16 protein-coding genes are annotated in these 14,490 nt (G+C 53.5%); 2 read left to right on the top strand and 14 right to left on the bottom strand.

Annotated elements, in window-relative coordinates; all coding sequences use genetic code 11:
* Positions 1-23: 23 nt before the first annotated feature.
* The 10 genes from ACIDEJ_RS01825 to ACIDEJ_RS01780 all read right to left on the bottom strand — a co-directional run bounded on the left by ACIDEJ_RS01825 (position 24) and on the right by ACIDEJ_RS01780 (position 11,299).
* Complete coding sequence (locus tag ACIDEJ_RS01825; protein WP_411986377.1) at positions 24-1,328, bottom strand: inosine/guanosine kinase; 1,305 nt, start codon at positions 1,326-1,328, stop codon at positions 24-26.
* Between the two features lie 111 nt (positions 1,329-1,439).
* Positions 1,440-2,435, bottom strand: coding sequence for a ferrochelatase (gene hemH / locus ACIDEJ_RS01820; RefSeq protein WP_411986376.1), 996 nt, complete (start codon positions 2,433-2,435; stop codon positions 1,440-1,442).
* A 109-nt stretch (positions 2,436-2,544) separates the two neighbouring features.
* Entirely contained in the window at positions 2,545-3,189 is a 645-nt protein-coding gene (adk, locus tag ACIDEJ_RS01815) for an adenylate kinase (RefSeq protein WP_411986375.1), read from the bottom strand.
* A gap of 190 nt (positions 3,190-3,379) precedes the next feature.
* Complete coding sequence (locus ACIDEJ_RS01810; protein ID WP_411986374.1) at positions 3,380-4,225, bottom strand: tetratricopeptide repeat protein; 846 nt, start codon at positions 4,223-4,225, stop codon at positions 3,380-3,382.
* 117 nt (positions 4,226-4,342) lie between these two features.
* Positions 4,343-6,256, bottom strand: coding sequence for a molecular chaperone HtpG (gene htpG / locus ACIDEJ_RS01805; protein WP_411986373.1), 1,914 nt, complete (start codon positions 6,254-6,256; stop codon positions 4,343-4,345).
* 180 nt (positions 6,257-6,436) lie between these two features.
* Complete coding sequence (gene recR / locus ACIDEJ_RS01800; RefSeq protein ID WP_411986372.1) at positions 6,437-7,036, bottom strand: recombination mediator RecR; 600 nt, start codon at positions 7,034-7,036, stop codon at positions 6,437-6,439.
* Positions 7,037-7,058: 22 nt separating this feature from the next.
* The gene (locus tag ACIDEJ_RS01795) at positions 7,059-7,388 is read right to left on the bottom strand and encodes a YbaB/EbfC family nucleoid-associated protein (RefSeq protein WP_411986371.1); all 330 of its coding nucleotides are present in this window, start codon (positions 7,386-7,388) and stop codon (positions 7,059-7,061) included.
* Positions 7,389-7,492: 104 nt separating this feature from the next.
* Positions 7,493-10,078 (bottom strand): DNA polymerase III subunit gamma/tau, encoded by a 2,586-nt coding sequence (gene dnaX, locus ACIDEJ_RS01790; protein ID WP_411986370.1) that lies wholly within the window; start codon positions 10,076-10,078, stop codon positions 7,493-7,495.
* A gap of 118 nt (positions 10,079-10,196) precedes the next feature.
* Positions 10,197-10,748, bottom strand: a complete 552-nt coding sequence (gene apt, locus ACIDEJ_RS01785; protein ID WP_411986369.1) for an adenine phosphoribosyltransferase — start codon at positions 10,746-10,748, stop codon at positions 10,197-10,199.
* A 155-nt stretch (positions 10,749-10,903) separates the two neighbouring features.
* Positions 10,904-11,299 (bottom strand): YbaN family protein, encoded by a 396-nt coding sequence (locus ACIDEJ_RS01780; RefSeq protein WP_411986368.1) that lies wholly within the window; start codon positions 11,297-11,299, stop codon positions 10,904-10,906.
* Positions 11,300-11,448: 149 nt separating this feature from the next.
* On the opposite strand from ACIDEJ_RS01780, the gene dusC reads away from it, so the two are divergent.
* Both dusC and ACIDEJ_RS01770 read left to right on the top strand, forming a co-directional pair.
* Positions 11,449-12,381 carry a tRNA dihydrouridine(16) synthase DusC gene (gene dusC, locus ACIDEJ_RS01775; protein ID WP_411986367.1) on the top strand — a complete coding sequence of 311 codons (933 nt, stop codon included), beginning with the start codon at positions 11,449-11,451 and terminating at the stop codon, positions 12,379-12,381.
* A 148-nt stretch (positions 12,382-12,529) separates the two neighbouring features.
* Positions 12,530-12,868 (top strand): TraR/DksA C4-type zinc finger protein, encoded by a 339-nt coding sequence (locus tag ACIDEJ_RS01770; RefSeq protein ID WP_411986366.1) that lies wholly within the window; start codon positions 12,530-12,532, stop codon positions 12,866-12,868.
* A gap of 82 nt (positions 12,869-12,950) precedes the next feature.
* Here ACIDEJ_RS01770 and ACIDEJ_RS01765 read toward each other — a convergent pair whose 3' ends face one another.
* From ACIDEJ_RS01765 to fdx, 4 genes are all read right to left on the bottom strand, one after another.
* Complete coding sequence (locus ACIDEJ_RS01765; protein WP_411986365.1) at positions 12,951-13,163, bottom strand: hypothetical protein; 213 nt, start codon at positions 13,161-13,163, stop codon at positions 12,951-12,953.
* A 73-nt stretch (positions 13,164-13,236) separates the two neighbouring features.
* Entirely contained in the window at positions 13,237-13,668 is a 432-nt protein-coding gene (gene ndk, locus ACIDEJ_RS01760; protein ID WP_411986364.1) for a nucleoside-diphosphate kinase, read from the bottom strand.
* A gap of 185 nt (positions 13,669-13,853) precedes the next feature.
* The gene (gene iscX, locus ACIDEJ_RS01755; RefSeq protein ID WP_411986363.1) at positions 13,854-14,051 is read right to left on the bottom strand and encodes a Fe-S cluster assembly protein IscX; all 198 of its coding nucleotides are present in this window, start codon (positions 14,049-14,051) and stop codon (positions 13,854-13,856) included.
* Positions 14,052-14,146: 95 nt separating this feature from the next.
* A complete protein-coding gene (gene fdx, locus ACIDEJ_RS01750) occupies positions 14,147-14,482 on the bottom strand; it encodes an ISC system 2Fe-2S type ferredoxin (protein WP_411986362.1) in 336 nt (111 codons plus the stop codon).
* Positions 14,483-14,490: the final 8 nt, after the last annotated feature.

Genomic DNA, 14,490 nt, shown 5'->3' with positions numbered 1-14,490 from the left:
AAGCGGGTTTACACATCAAGCGATTAGCGTTCCCAATAGGCCTCTTCCAGACTGTCTTCCCGCTCGGGCAAGCCACGGGACAACCGGGGGCTGTTTTGTGCCAACACTTCATAAGCAACCCGGTTGGCATATTTACAAATCTGGGAAAACGAGGAGTAACACAAACCGCCCCGTGCATGTTTTATTGAGCCCGGCATCCGCGCTTTGTGGTAACTGTTGGCCGCCAAATCATGCAGCAGCGCCGCCAAGGCCCCATCGCCGGCACCATTGGTATTGCGAATTTTTTCCGGCCCGCCCATGTAAGGGGAAATATGGGCAAACACCTTGATGGGGTTGTCACAATCCTGCTTGCGTTTTGGGCGGGAAAATTCATAGCGGTTAAATTCGGGAATGCTGCCGGGCAACAACAGATGGGCGGTTTCGCGTTTTTCCGTTTCTTCGGCATAACCTGCGGTATACAGGCCATTGGCGCCAGCCGTTGTCAACACCATGTCGCACCACTCCAGCGCTTTGGCTGATGCCTGCAAAGGGTCATCAAGTCCGGTCAAGGCCACGCCCTCATCCTCGTTCATGGCCAATACGGTGACATGCTGCGCAATAAATTGCTGCCAGAACTGTGGGTCTTCTTCAATCAAAAAACGGGTACCCAGCGTGAGCACCACCGGCACATTGGCGGCTTTGGCATATTCAATGGCCTGCATGGCCGCAGCACTCATCCCGTCACCGGCATGGGCCCGCATCAAATAAGCGGTCAATACCAGCGCGGCAGCCCCCTGCACCAATGGTTTGCTGATGTGTTCCGGCGTCAGCTTGTCCATGGCCCCTTTACTGATAGCAAAGGTTCGCTCCCCTTCAGCAGAAATCAATGTAAAACAACGGCCAATCGGCCCGTTCACCGGCTGCAGGTGATCCAAATCCACTTTGGAGGAGGTATGGCACAAGTAACGATAGGCGTAACTGCCCACTTCGATTTGCTGGCTCATGACCCCAAACAAAACCGAGCGGTCATCTGCCAGCACCGAATAATTGTGCAGGGTGTTGCCAATGGTGCCGCCGGCAAATTCGCCGGTAATCAACTGCTGTTGCTGCAAGTGCTGATACAGACGCTGAGCGGCCGCATCATCAATCAGGGTGGAGTCGCCCTTGGGCAGATGGTACTCGGCCAGTAATTGCTCGCTCACCTGGGCTTCAATGTCCACCAGCGTCTGATCGATACCGCAAATCCAGGTATTTACCGGCAATGGAGGCGTGGTTAGCTTCGCCAGTAATGGGTCACGATCTTTAACCGGGAAATAGTGTTTGGATTTGCGTTGTCCGGGAAACTTCATGATGACTCTCTGCTTTACGCCCTGCAGGCTAAATAAAACTGCCGCAGCAAGCAGTTGCGGCAGTGAAATGGGAGCAGATTTTAGCACATCACCCATGGGCAACCAGTAGTGCTAACGCCAATTTTCGGTATGCGCCACCACCAAATCGGCCAAAAACGCCATGTGTGCAGCCCCGTCATTCAAACAGGGCACAAACCGGTACTGTTCGCCACCGGCATGCAGGAAAGTTTCCTTACCCCCTTGGGCAATCTCTTCAAGGGTTTCCAGGCAGTCAGCCGCAAAAGCCGGGCTGATGATATCAACCGACTTCACCCCTTGCCCCGGCAGGCTCGCCAGCAATTCATCGGTATAAGGCGTTAGCCACGGCTCTTTGCCAAAGCGGGACTGAAAGCACACCTGCCATTGGTCTTCTGGCAATGCCAGAGCTTCGGCTACCAGCGCGGCGGTTGCCAGACACTGGCCTTGGTATGGGTCGCCTTCTGTAATGTAACGCTCAGGCACGCCATGGAAGGAAAACAGCAACTTGTCTGCCTTGCCCTGCTGTTGCCAGTGCTCCCGGATACTGTCGGCCAGTGCATGGATATAACCGGACTTGTCGTGATAATCCCGGATGAAGCGCAATTCGGGCAGGTTTCGCTGTCCTTTCAATGCGGCGGCCACGCCATCAAACACGCTGGCCACGGTTGAGCAGGAGTATTGGGGGTAAAGTGGCAGCACCAGCACTTTTTCCACACCAGCGTTGCGTAATTTGGCCAAGCCTTCGTCCAGGGAGGGACTGCCGTAACTCATGCCCAAGGCCACGGGAATGGACACGCCCAGCCGAGAAGCCAACTGGGTGGCCAGTGCCTGTTGCTGGCGCTGGCTGATGACCATTAACGGTGACCCCTCCTCCCACCAGATGGACTGGTAAAGTTTGGCCACTTTTGCCGGACGCACATTCAGGATTATCCCTTGCAAAATGGGTTGCCATTGCCAGGCGGGCAAATCCACCACACGGGGATCACTTAAAAACTGTTTCAGAAACGCCCGAACGGCCGCTTTGGTTGGCGCGGCAGGCGTGCCCAGATTGACCAATAGAACGCCAAATGGCGGATGAGAATGTGACACGGCAAGATTCCGGTTTTCCAGACATGGGCTCAAGGTAACACTGCCGGCCATATAAAAAAAGTCCGCAATGGCGGACTTTTACATTTATTAAGCGAATACAGTCAATGGCTTAAGCCAGCGCAGACGCTATGGCGCCACTAACGCTTGCCACGCTCTGGGTGCCGTCAAACTTGCTGTACTTGGTTTCGCCCTTGGCAGCCATGGCATTGTAGTAACTGACCAGCGGCTCGGTCTGTTCGTGATAAATAGCCAGGCGTTTGCGCACGGTGGTTTCTTCATCATCAGGACGGATCACCAAGTCTTCGCCTGACACGTCATCCTTGCCTTCCACCTTGGGTGGATTGAACACTACATGGTATACCCGGCCTGACCCCGGATGCACCCGGCGACCACTCATGCGTTTCACGATTTCTTCGTCAGGCACATCGATTTCAATCACATGATCGATGTTAATGCCGTTGCTGACCATGGCATCCGCTTGGGGGATGGTACGGGGGAAACCGTCGAGCAGGAAACCTTTGGCACAGTCATCCTGAGCAATACGTTCTTTCACCAGTTCAATGATCAGCTCGTCAGATACCAGCTGTCCGGCATCCATTACCTTTTTGGCTTCCTGTCCCAATGGGGTACCGGCTTTTACCGCCGCCCGCAGCATGTCGCCGGTGGAGATCTGTGGAATACCATATTTTTCCATGATGAACTGAGCCTGGGTACCTTTACCGGCACCAGGGGCGCCCAATAGGATAATGCGCATATTAAGATTCCTCTGTTCGCATCTGTATTTATTGTCAGGGCGGCGATCTTCGCACAAATGTGCACCGTTGAGAAGGTTTTTGGCTTCGACCTTCGCCGTAACAAGGTCACAATACGGCAATAAATTCTTCAGTTAACATGGGATTATGCTGAAGGTTCTGCGGCCATATTGGCTTAAAACAATACAATCATTAGTACAATAAGCTGTAAAGTTTACGGCGGTACTGCCCCGCCAGGGCATTGCCCTGCCCCAATGCTGACAACAGTGTCAGCAACTGCTGTTTTATGGCGCCATCAGCGGCATTAAGATCCGCTGATAACGGATGGAATAACAATGCCAGCGCTTCTTCGTCACGGTGCGCCTGATGCAGGGCGGTCGCCAGTTTCTGCACCAGCGCCAAATCATCCGGCTGGGCGGCCAAGGCCTGTTGCAGGGCCCGGATTTCCGGGGTGTCAGCGGCTTTTTCTGCCAAATCCAGCTGTGCCATCAATGAGTTATAGTAACTGTCCTGATCGGCAAGCTTAATGGTGGCCAGCAGGGTTTTGGCCCCGGTTAAATCGCCACTTTGCAAGCTGGCATCCGCATAAGCCAGCGCTACAGGGGCGTCGGTTTCCTCGGCATACGCCTCTTTTAGCAGTGGCAGTGCGGCCTGAAAATCACCTTGCTGCAATAAGCCCTGGGCTTCTTTGAGTTTGAGCTCCCACGCCGCCGGCAGATGTTTTTGCAGCATTTCCATAATCTGCTCTTTGGGCTGCACGCCGGCAAAACCATCCAATGGTTGCCCCTGACTCAATAACAACGTGGTGGGCAAGCTGCGAATTTGAAAGTAAGAAGCCAGCTCCAGTTGAGTTTCACAGTTTACCGAGGCCACAGACAACTGACCGGGAAATGCGGTGGCCAGTTGTGTCATGGTTTGCAATAGGGTTTTGCTTTCAGGCATCTGCTCAGCCCAAAAAACCACAGCCACCAGCTGCTGATTGGAGAGTTCCAGTACCTGCTGGATATTATCGCGGGTGAGTTCCATAGTGCTTTTCATCCTGATTGCCGGAGTGTGTTTCCGGGCGGTCATCGTGGGTGATTCCGGCGCGCCGCACAAATAAGCCGGGCATCACCTGCCATAAAGAAAGGGCCGAAAAGGCCCTGTTCTTGTGGATTATTTAAAACTGTCCAACAACATCCTGTTCACCAGCCCCACAAAGGCTGACGGATCTGACAAGCTGCCTTTTTCCGACAACAAGGACTGCTGCAGTAACAGCTGACTCCAGTCAGCAAAACGGGCTTCATCCTGTTCGTCATTCAAGCGCTGCACCAGCGGATGTGCCGGGTTGATTTCAAAAATCGGTTTCACTTCCGGTACCGGCTGCCCGGCAGCCTGCATCAATTTTATCATCTGGGTGGACATTTCACCCTCACCCACCACCACACATGCCGGGGTGTCGGTCAGACGGGTGGTAATGCGCACTTCCTGCACCTTGTCACCCAATGCATCCTGCAGGCGTTTTACCAAACCTTCGGATTCACTGACCAGCTTCTCTTTTTCGGCCTTTTCTTCCGCATCTTCCAGCTCACCCAAATCCAAGTCGCCACGAGTAACGGAATGCAGCTGTTTTTCTTTGTATTCAGTCAAATGGCTAATCAGCCATTCGTCGATACGGTCAGACAGCAACAGCACTTCCACGCCTTTTTTGCGTAGCTGTTCCAGATGGGGGCTGTGGGCGGCGGCTTCGTAGCTGTCAGCCGCAATGTAATAAATATGCTGCTGGCCTTCTTTCATGCGCTCAATGTAGGCATCCAGCGATACATTCTGCTCGGCATTGTCGTTGTGGGTTGACGCAAAGCGCAACAAACCGGCAATGCGCTCTTTGTTGCTCCAGTCTTCCGCCGGGCCTTCTTTCAGTACCTGACCGAACTCGGTCCAGAACTGCTGGTATTTTTCGCTGTCGTCCTTGGCCAGTTTTTCCAGCATGCCCAGTACCCGTTTGGTCAGGGAGCTGCGCAGTGACTGAGTGATTTTGTTATCCTGCAGGATTTCCCGGGAAACGTTCAACGGCAGATCATTGGAGTCAATCAGGCCTTTTACGAAGCGCAGGTAAGACGGCATGAACTGCTCGGCGTCATCCATGATGAAAACCCGCTGCACAAACAGTTTCAGCCCGTGCTTGTAATCGCGGTTCCACAAGTCCCAAGGCGCTTTGGCAGGGATGTACAGCAAGCTGGTGTATTCCTGCTTACCTTCCACCTTGTTATGACTCCACAGCAATGGGTCGGTGAAATCGTGGGAAATGTGCTTGTAAAACTCCTGATATTCTTCATCAGAAATCTCGGATTTGTTACGGTTCCACAACGCGGTGGCTTTGTTCATTACCTGCCAATGGCCTTCTGTCGCAGGAATTTTTTCACCGTCAGGCCCGTCTTTTTCCTCAGTGCCTTCTTGCCACATTTCTACCGGAATGGAGATGTGATCGGAGTATTTGGTGATGATGGACTTCAGGCGCCAGTCATCCGCAAACTCTTTTTCCTCTTCACGCAGGTACAGCACGATTTGCGTACCGCGGTCTTGTTTGACAATGTTTTCAATGGTGAAGCTGCCTTCACCGCTGGATTCCCATTGCACGGCATCCTCAGCCTTCGCGCCTGCCGCACGGGTGCGAACCACCACTTTGTCAGCCACGATGAAGGCTGAGTAGAAGCCCACCCCGAACTGACCAATCAACTGGGAGTCCTTGGCGGCATCCCCGGACAGGTTTTTAAAGAATTCGGCCGTGCCGGATTTGGCAATGGTGCCCAGATGTTCAATCACCCCATCGCGGCTCATACCGATGCCGTTATCCTCAATGGTCACTGTGCCTTTGTCTTTATCGGTGGTAATGCGCACCCGCAGTTCGCCATCACCTTCGTACAGTGAATCATCAGTCAACGCCAGATAACGCAACTTGTCGGCAGCGTCTGCGGCGTTAGACACCAGTTCACGCAAGAAAATCTCTTTGTTGGAATACAAAGAGTGGATCATCAAATGCAAAAGCTGCTTCACTTCAGCCTGAAAACCAAGAGTTTCTTGTTGTGACATGAATTGTTCCTTCGTTTATCGCTAACTAATGGTAAAAACACACCAAAATTGGACCTGTTGCTTAACATGGGGCCAAGGGTATTTTTTTCAAGGGGAAGGCGTTATAAAAGCCGAAAACGAAAACAGGAAAGCCCCGCACAGGCAGGGCTTTCTTCGCAAAAATGGCACGCAAACCGACAGTTAAAGGGGCAAACGGCCGTTGAACGACAAGGCCAGCGTGGTGCTGTCTACATATTCCAGCTCGCCGCCCACAGGCACCCCATGGGCAATACGGCTCACACTCACCTGATAACGGTGGGCAATATCCGCAATGAAATGCGCGGTGGCATCCCCTTCCACGGTGGGATTGGTGGCCAGGATGAGTTCGTGAATATTGCCACCTGCCAGATGCTGCTCCAACAAGGACAACCCCAACTCGTCCGGCCCGATGCCATCCAGGGGTGACAAATGCCCCAGCAGGACAAAGTAACGGCCACTGTAATAGCCGCCAGCTTCAATGGCCAGCACATCCGCCGGGGTTTCCACCACACAAATGGTGTCGGCATGTCCCCGTTTGGCGCTGCTGCAAATGGGGCACAACGGCTCTTCGGTAAAGGTGCGGCAACACTGGCAGTGCCCCACATCCTTCATGGCTTTATCCAGCGCATCCGCCAGCTGCAACCCGGATTTGCGGTCCCGCTCCAATAACTGAAACGCCATGCGCTGGGCCGACTTGGGGCCAACGCCGGGCAAACAGCGCAGGGACTGGATAAGCTCATCCACCAATGGACTGAATTTCATCGTTTCATCCGTGCCATCATGCTTAAAACGGCATTTTCATTCCTGGCGGCAACTGCATGCCACCGGTCACTTGGGCCATTTTTTCTTTCTGGGTTTCTTCCACTCGGCGGGCGGCATCGTTGCAGGCTGCGGCGATCAGGTCTTCCAGCATCTCTTTGTCATCTTCCAGCAGGCTGGGGTCAATCTCAACCTTGCGGACATTGTGACTGCCGGTCATGGTCACTTTCACAAGTCCAGCACCTGACTCACCGGTGACTTCCATGCGGGCGATCTCTTCCTGCATTTTGGCCATACGTTCCTGCATCATTTGGGCTTGCTTCATCAGGTTGCCCATTCCACCTTTTCCAAACATATATGTGATCTCTTTAATTAACAGTGAGTGACAGGTTAAAGTCTGCTGATCTTACCCAAATAATTGCACTTGGCAATCCATGAGGCCATACAAACCGCCTTGTATCACTTAGGTAACGTGCCATCGGCAATAAGTGCGGTTTTTTGCGCCAGTTGCTCCGGGTTATAACTGACAGAGTCCGGCTCCAGTGTGGCGCCCATGTGCTCTGCCAACCAGCGCACATGCTCATCATCCTGTATTTTTTGCGCCGCATGCGCCAGCAGTTCCTGCTTGAAACGCTGGCGAATTTCCTGCGGCGTTTCCCGTGAGGGGTCGCTCCCCACACTGAATTCCACCTGTACCGGCTGCTGTAACGCCTCGGCCACGGCTTGTTGCAAGGTGGCCACGGCGGCGCTGGCGGCCAGATGTTTCTGATCAGGTTTTAGCAATAACTGGCAGCTTTCGTTCAGCGACAGGCACACACAATGGGCGGCCAGCTGCCTTACCCTGCCCCGGATGGGAAGCGATGACACCAGTTTGTACCAGCCCAAATCCGCGGCATTTCCCTGGGGGGATGCCAAGGTTGCCGAAGATAACGCCCCGGCACTTGTTGCATTAACCATCTCTGAGTCAGAAGCGTGACATTCCGGCGACATTGCTTCACCTGTTGCAGCGATGGCATCGCTGTCAGGCATTGCCTCAACCTCAGGCTCGGCTGGCGCCTTTTGCAAATGATTGCCCGTGGCCGCCATGGGTGATGGGGATGCATCATCAGAATCACGGGCCGGTGCGACCAAACTGCCATCTGGCGATAATCCTTCATCTGCAGGTGCCTGGTCAAATACCGCTAAAGGGCCTGCATCGACGAGGGGCTCCTCAGTTTCAGCGTTTTTTTTTGAGAGGTCCTGACTGTCTGAAGGCACCCCGGCGTGATGACTATTTCCCTCACCTGACAGGGATTCGCCACTATCGGCATGCCGCTTTGGGTGCTTGCCCTCGGGCAGCACGGCTACTGGGGCTTCATCATCAATGGTTAACGCATCAATATCCTGCAACAGTTGCTCGCGGGTGGCCAGCACCTGATCCAGCATGGCATCGCCAAACAAGGGCGCATCAGCTTCACTTGGCGGGCACGCTGGTTCGTCATCCTGCGGCCCGGCAGCAGGCGCGGGCTTCGCCCCAGGGGATACGGTCTGTGTTGTGGCAAACATATCGCCGGTCAAGACATCGCCGACATCCGCTAACGGGCCATCATCGCCGGCGCTTGTCTCATCACCGGAGGTGTAATGAGGCTCAGCCGCTCGAGCATCAGCTGCCTGATAGCCATGCCCCATGCTCTGGGCCTGGGACAGGATCAATGCCTGCTCAGCGGCCAAGGCATCAGCCTCGGTGGCAATGGGGGCCGGTTCAGAAGCCACGGTACTTTCACCGGCGGTTGCCGGCATTGCCCCATGATGGGCTGACGCTTGGCTGTCTGGCGCCTGCGCGGTAACGGGGGATGGCACAACGTGGTCTTGGGCTGCCATGACAGGCGTCATCTGCACCTTTGTTGGCGACACTTGATTGGTTGACGGCACTTTTGTTGGCGGTACCTTTGTTGACGGTACATCACCCCAGCGTTTCGGCGGCGTTTCCGGCCGAAATGCCACACAGCGCAGCAATGCCATCTCCAGCCCGGATTTCGGGTCTGGCGCAAATGGCAGGTCTTTGCGCCCCTGCAGCAATAGCTGGTAATAAAGCTGCACCTGCTCTGCCGATAACTGTTCTGCAAATTCCTGGATTTGCGTGGCATACAGGGACAACTGGGATGCCGCCGGCGCAAACTGGGTCAGGGCGACCTGATGCAGCAGCTCCAACAAACTGCGCAGCACTTCATTGGCATCGGCGCCAAAGGCCAAAATCCGTCCGGCTTCCAGCATCAGGGGTTCAATGTCTGCGGCCACCAGCGCCTGCAATAACGAGATGACCTGCCGCTCGTCAATGGCGCCCAGCATGGTCTGTACTTGTTGCAGCTGTATCTGCCCCGCACCAAAGGCAATGGCCTGATCTGTCAGGCTCAGGGCGTCACGCATACTGCCATTGGCCGCCTTGGCCAGCAGTGTCAGCGCCGGGGACTCAAAGGGCAGTTTTTCCGCGGTAAGGATATGGTTCAGCTGCCGGGTTATCTCGTCTTGTGTCAGGCTTTTGAGATTGAATTGCAAACAGCGGGATAACACGGTAACCGGCAGTTTTTGCGGGTCGGTAGTGGCCAGCAGGAATTTTACGTGTTCAGGCGGCTCTTCCAGGGTTTTCAGCAGCGCGTTGAAACTGCTGCGAGACAACATGTGCACTTCGTCTATCAGGTAGACTTTAAAGCGGCCCCGGGTGGGACGGTACTGCACGTTATCCAATAATTCCCGAGTGTCGTCCACCTTGGTGCGGGAGGCGGCGTCCACCTCTATCAAATCCACAAAACGCCCTTGGGCAATCTCCTGACAGGCGCTGCATTTGCCACAAGGCGTGGCGGTAATGCCCTGCTCGCAGTTGAGCCCTTTGGCAAACAGGCGCGCCAAACTGGTTTTACCCACCCCACGGGTGCCGGTAAACAGATAGGCGTGGTGCAATCGTTGCTGATTTAAGGCGTTCGTCAGGGCGTGCAGCACATGAGACTGCCCGACCATCTGTTCAAAACTGGCAGGTCGCCACTTGCGGGCCAATACCTGATAGGACATGAAACTCCCCAGAATAAAAAAACTTCGTATGACGGGAGCAAGCTCCGTGGATCGCCAAACAATAACATGTGCCAGAGTGACATGCTACCCGGCGATCCCGCACTGGAGACAAAGACGATTATTCGCCTTCAAATTCGCACAGGGTCATGACTTCCAACCCCAAGGACTGCAGGCGTGTGCCACCGCCGATATCCGGCAGGGAAATGACAAATGCGCCGTGGCTGACTTCGCCGCCAAGACGCCGGATCAGTTTAACCGTGGCTTCAATGGTGCCGCCGGTCGCCAGCAAGTCGTCCACAACCAGGACCTTGTCGCCATCCACAATGGCATCCACATGCATTTCCAGCGTGTCGTGGCCATATTCCAGCTCATAGGTTTCGCTGATGGTTTCGCGGGGCAATTTGCCGGGCTTGCGCACCGGCACAAAACCTACGCCAAGTTCCAGCGCCAGCGGCGCCCCGAACAGAAAACCGCGGGCTTCTGTGCCCACCACTTTGGTAAAGCCGCCATCTTTGTAATGTTCCACGAAGGCGCGAATGGTCGCCTGATACGCTACCGGGTCTTCCAGTAAACTGGTCACATCACGAAACAAAATTCCGGCTTTGGGATAGTCAGGAATAGTTTTTATGCTTTGCTTTATCAGCGCTAGGCTGTCGGGGTTAATGGCCATAGTTTTATTACTTAATCTTCCGGCAATACCGGCTTATACAACAAAAAGGTCCACACCGAGGTGGACCGCGTCTTCAAAATCCGGCTCAAGCTTAAGCCCCTTTGCAGCCAGTTGCAACTGCCATTATCCCATTGTGTGCCTGGGCGCAATATCCCTTATTCGCCGTCATCAGCCAGCGTTTTCCGGGAGGGATCCACAACCGGAATTCGCCATAAAAAGACAATTAAGATCATAAAGATAAGAAACAATACCCCTTTAACCCAGTAGCTGGACACCCACCATAAACTGAGACTGAAACTGCACACGCTAAGCAGTAAAGCACGACGTTTCAGGGCGGAGCGCATGGCCCGCTGCCGCTGCCAATCGCTCAAGGACTGAGCAAACCACGGATGCCGTAACAACCAGTTGTGCAATGCAGGGCTTGAACGGGCAAAACAAAACCCTGCCAGCAACACAAACGGCACGGTGGGTAATACGGGGAGCGCCATGCCCAGTATGCCCAATAACAAACTGAGAATGCCCGCCACAGACAGCAGGCCGCGTTTAATCATTAAAGATGCTCAACCCTATAAAAAAGAAAGCCGGATTAATATCTTAGCAACAGGCGCTGCCAGGGTGCCACTCACCATCAAAAGCACGTTGGGCAAATCATCACTATCAGGTAGAATGCGCGCCTGTCATCACCACCATGAAACAATACATGCGAGTCATTCTGGCCCCGATGGAAGGGGTAGTCGATCACCTGATGCGAGACCTGCTGTCAGCCATCAATCCTTATGATTTGATGGTGACCGAGTTTATCCGCATTGTGGATCAGCTGCTGCCTGAAAAAGTCTTTTTGCGGATGTGCCCGGAGCTGGCCCACGGCGGTTACACCCAAAGCGGCACCCCCGTTCGCATACAGCTATTGGGGCAAAATCCCCAATGGATGGCAGAAAATGCGCAGCGAGCCATTGAACTTGGCTCACATGGCGTGGATGCCAATTTTGGCTGTCCGGCAAAAATGGTGAACCGCAGCAAGGGCGGCGCCGTATTGCTGCAAGAGCCGGAACAAATCTACCGGATTGTGAAAGCCATGCGCCAGGCGGTGCCTGCTGAACATCCGGTTACCGCCAAAATCCGTCTGGGATATAACGACAAAGCGTTATTCATGGAAAATGCACTGGCCATTTATGAAGCTGGCGCCAATGAACTTGCTGTCCATGCCCGCAGCAAAGTGGACGGTTACCGTCCGCCTGCCTACTGGGAATACATTACCGAAATTCGCCAACGACTGCCCATTCCGATTATTGCCAATGGTGAAATCTGGAACCGGGAAGATGCCCTGCGCTGCATGGCACAGACCGGCTGCGACAGCGTGATGGTGGGGCGCGGTGCCATTACCCTGCCCAATCTGGCAGCGCACATTAAAGATGACCAGTCCCCCTATGACTGGCCGCAAACCCTGGCATTATTGCTGGAATACACCCGCCAGCAGCAACGCCAACCCCGACAGGATTATTTCCCCGGTCGCATAAAACAGTGGTTCAGTTATCTTAACCGCCAGTACCCGCAAGCCGACGTGCTGTTTCGCGAGCTGCGTGTGCATAAAACCACCAAAGCCATTGTGGATACACTGTTAAACGCCACTTGAGCAGCGGTCATTCGGGCCGTAATGGCCTCTTTGCCAAGCTTTTGATTTGCATCATCGGAAATCTCAACAGGATTTGATCCGCATCATAGTTGAGCCATTAGTGCCAATTAGACTAATAAGTCCATAAGCAAGCGAAAGGCGGTAAAGAGTGAGTGGTTCCCAGATAAGACAAAGATTGTCGGCCATAGAGACGGAACTCAGACACGCAATCACTGAGCTTAATGCCGACTGGGCAACAAGGTCCATTAGCGAGATCATTGATGCCATGGTCAAGGCTGAACTGTGCCATCATCCCCTGTATAACAGGCTCAACCGTTTGGATGCTGCACAATGTCAGCTGGACCTCGGGCTGTATGGCTTATGTGCCGATTGCGAAAATGAGATTGAACCGGAACGGTTGGCGATGGATCCGACAGAGCAGCGATGCCAGCATTGTTCTGAGCACTACGCCCACGAACACCGGCAAGAGTTGCGGCTCAGTCATTAACCCCTGCCAGGGTAATCACCGGTACCTGGTTGCCGGTGCAAAAAAACGCCTGCCATTTACCCAGCAGGCGTTTTTTATGCCATCAGCATTCTGCATGAAAATGATCCAGGGCCTTACCTGCAATAATCCCCCCCAGAGGCAAAACGCCATCATCAACAGCGCCAAGCCCCCTTGCCCGTTTTTCAATGGTGAATAACCTAGCTGCGAGCACGAGCCACATGCTCGCAAGGTAACATGCACTGACGCTGGCAGATGATGAAAAATCTGGGCAAAAAAATCCGGTGACATCAATCACCGGATTTCTTGTCCATTTCTTGCCTATTTCTGTCTAAGCGATGCGCTGCGACTTGCGCCGCAGTAAAGGCTTATTAGCGAGTGCGTGGGCAGATTTCATCAGCAGCAAAGAAATATGCGATTTCACGCTCGGCAGATGCCAGGGCATCAGAGCCATGCACGGCGTTTTCATCAATGCTGTTGGCATAATCTGCACGCAGAGTACCGCGGGCAGCGTCAGCTGGGTTGGTTGCGCCCATGATTTCACGGTTTGCCATTACGGCATTTTCACCTTCCAGTACCTGCACCATGATGGGGCCTGAAGTCATGAAGCTTACCAATGCGCCAAAGAAAGGACGTTCGGCGTGTTCAGCGTAAAAACCTTCAGCCTGCTCTTTGGTCAGGTGTACCATTTTGGAGGCAACGATTTTCAAACCGGCGCTTTCAAAACGGTTATAGATAGCGCCAATGTGGTTTTTGGCAACGGCATCGGGCTTGATGATAGAAAAAGTACGTTCAATCGCCATGACTAGATCCTTAATCTGCGAGTTTTCGAAATTCGCGCGGATTATACGTAATAAATGTGACAAATCCTAATTCAATCTCACAAAGCGCGCGCTTTATGCGAAGTTGCCACATAATGAGTTAATCATAATGTGCTAAAGATAACAAAGGGCGGCCAAAGCCACCCTTTCATGCTGCGCCTTGGCGCTTATTTTTCATCCAACCAGCATTGTAAAATCGCTTCCAGGATCTGCTCGTTACAACGTTGTGGATCATCATCAAACGCATCTAGCGCCAAAATCCATTCATACAGATCGGTAAAGCGCACATTTTGCGGTTCAACATCCGGATGTGCTTCCAGCAATTCCAGTGCCACATCCAAAGAGTCAACCCATTTCAAAGACATAGGTCCTCCAATTACAAAATGACCGGTCGCCACCCCCGTTAACGCTGCAGACGGTTCATCCGCAAGCCGCCGGGGATTGTGCCTGTCTTTCCCTGTTAGCCTTCACTTACCTGGTTTACGGTATATTTGGGAATTTCCACCACCAGATCTTCATCGGCGACTTTAGCCTGGCAAGAAAGACGACTGTCGGGTTCCAATCCCCAGGCCTTATCCAGCATGTCATCTTCCAAATCATCGCTGGGCTCAAGATTATCGAAACCTTCACGAATGATGACATGACATGTGGTGCAAGCACAGGATTTTTCACAAGCATGTTCTATCTGAATACCATTACGCAAAGCGGCATCCAGAATGGACTCTCCGGTTTGGGCTTCTACCACGGCACCATCAGGACATAAGTCCTCATGGGGCAAAAACACTATCTGAGGCATGATTTCAC

It is taken from the genome of Shewanella mytili (assembly GCF_046765975.1).
Taxonomy (GTDB): Bacteria; Pseudomonadota; Gammaproteobacteria; order Enterobacterales; family Shewanellaceae; genus Shewanella; species Shewanella mytili.
This window is presented reverse-complemented; position numbering and strand designations above follow the sequence as displayed.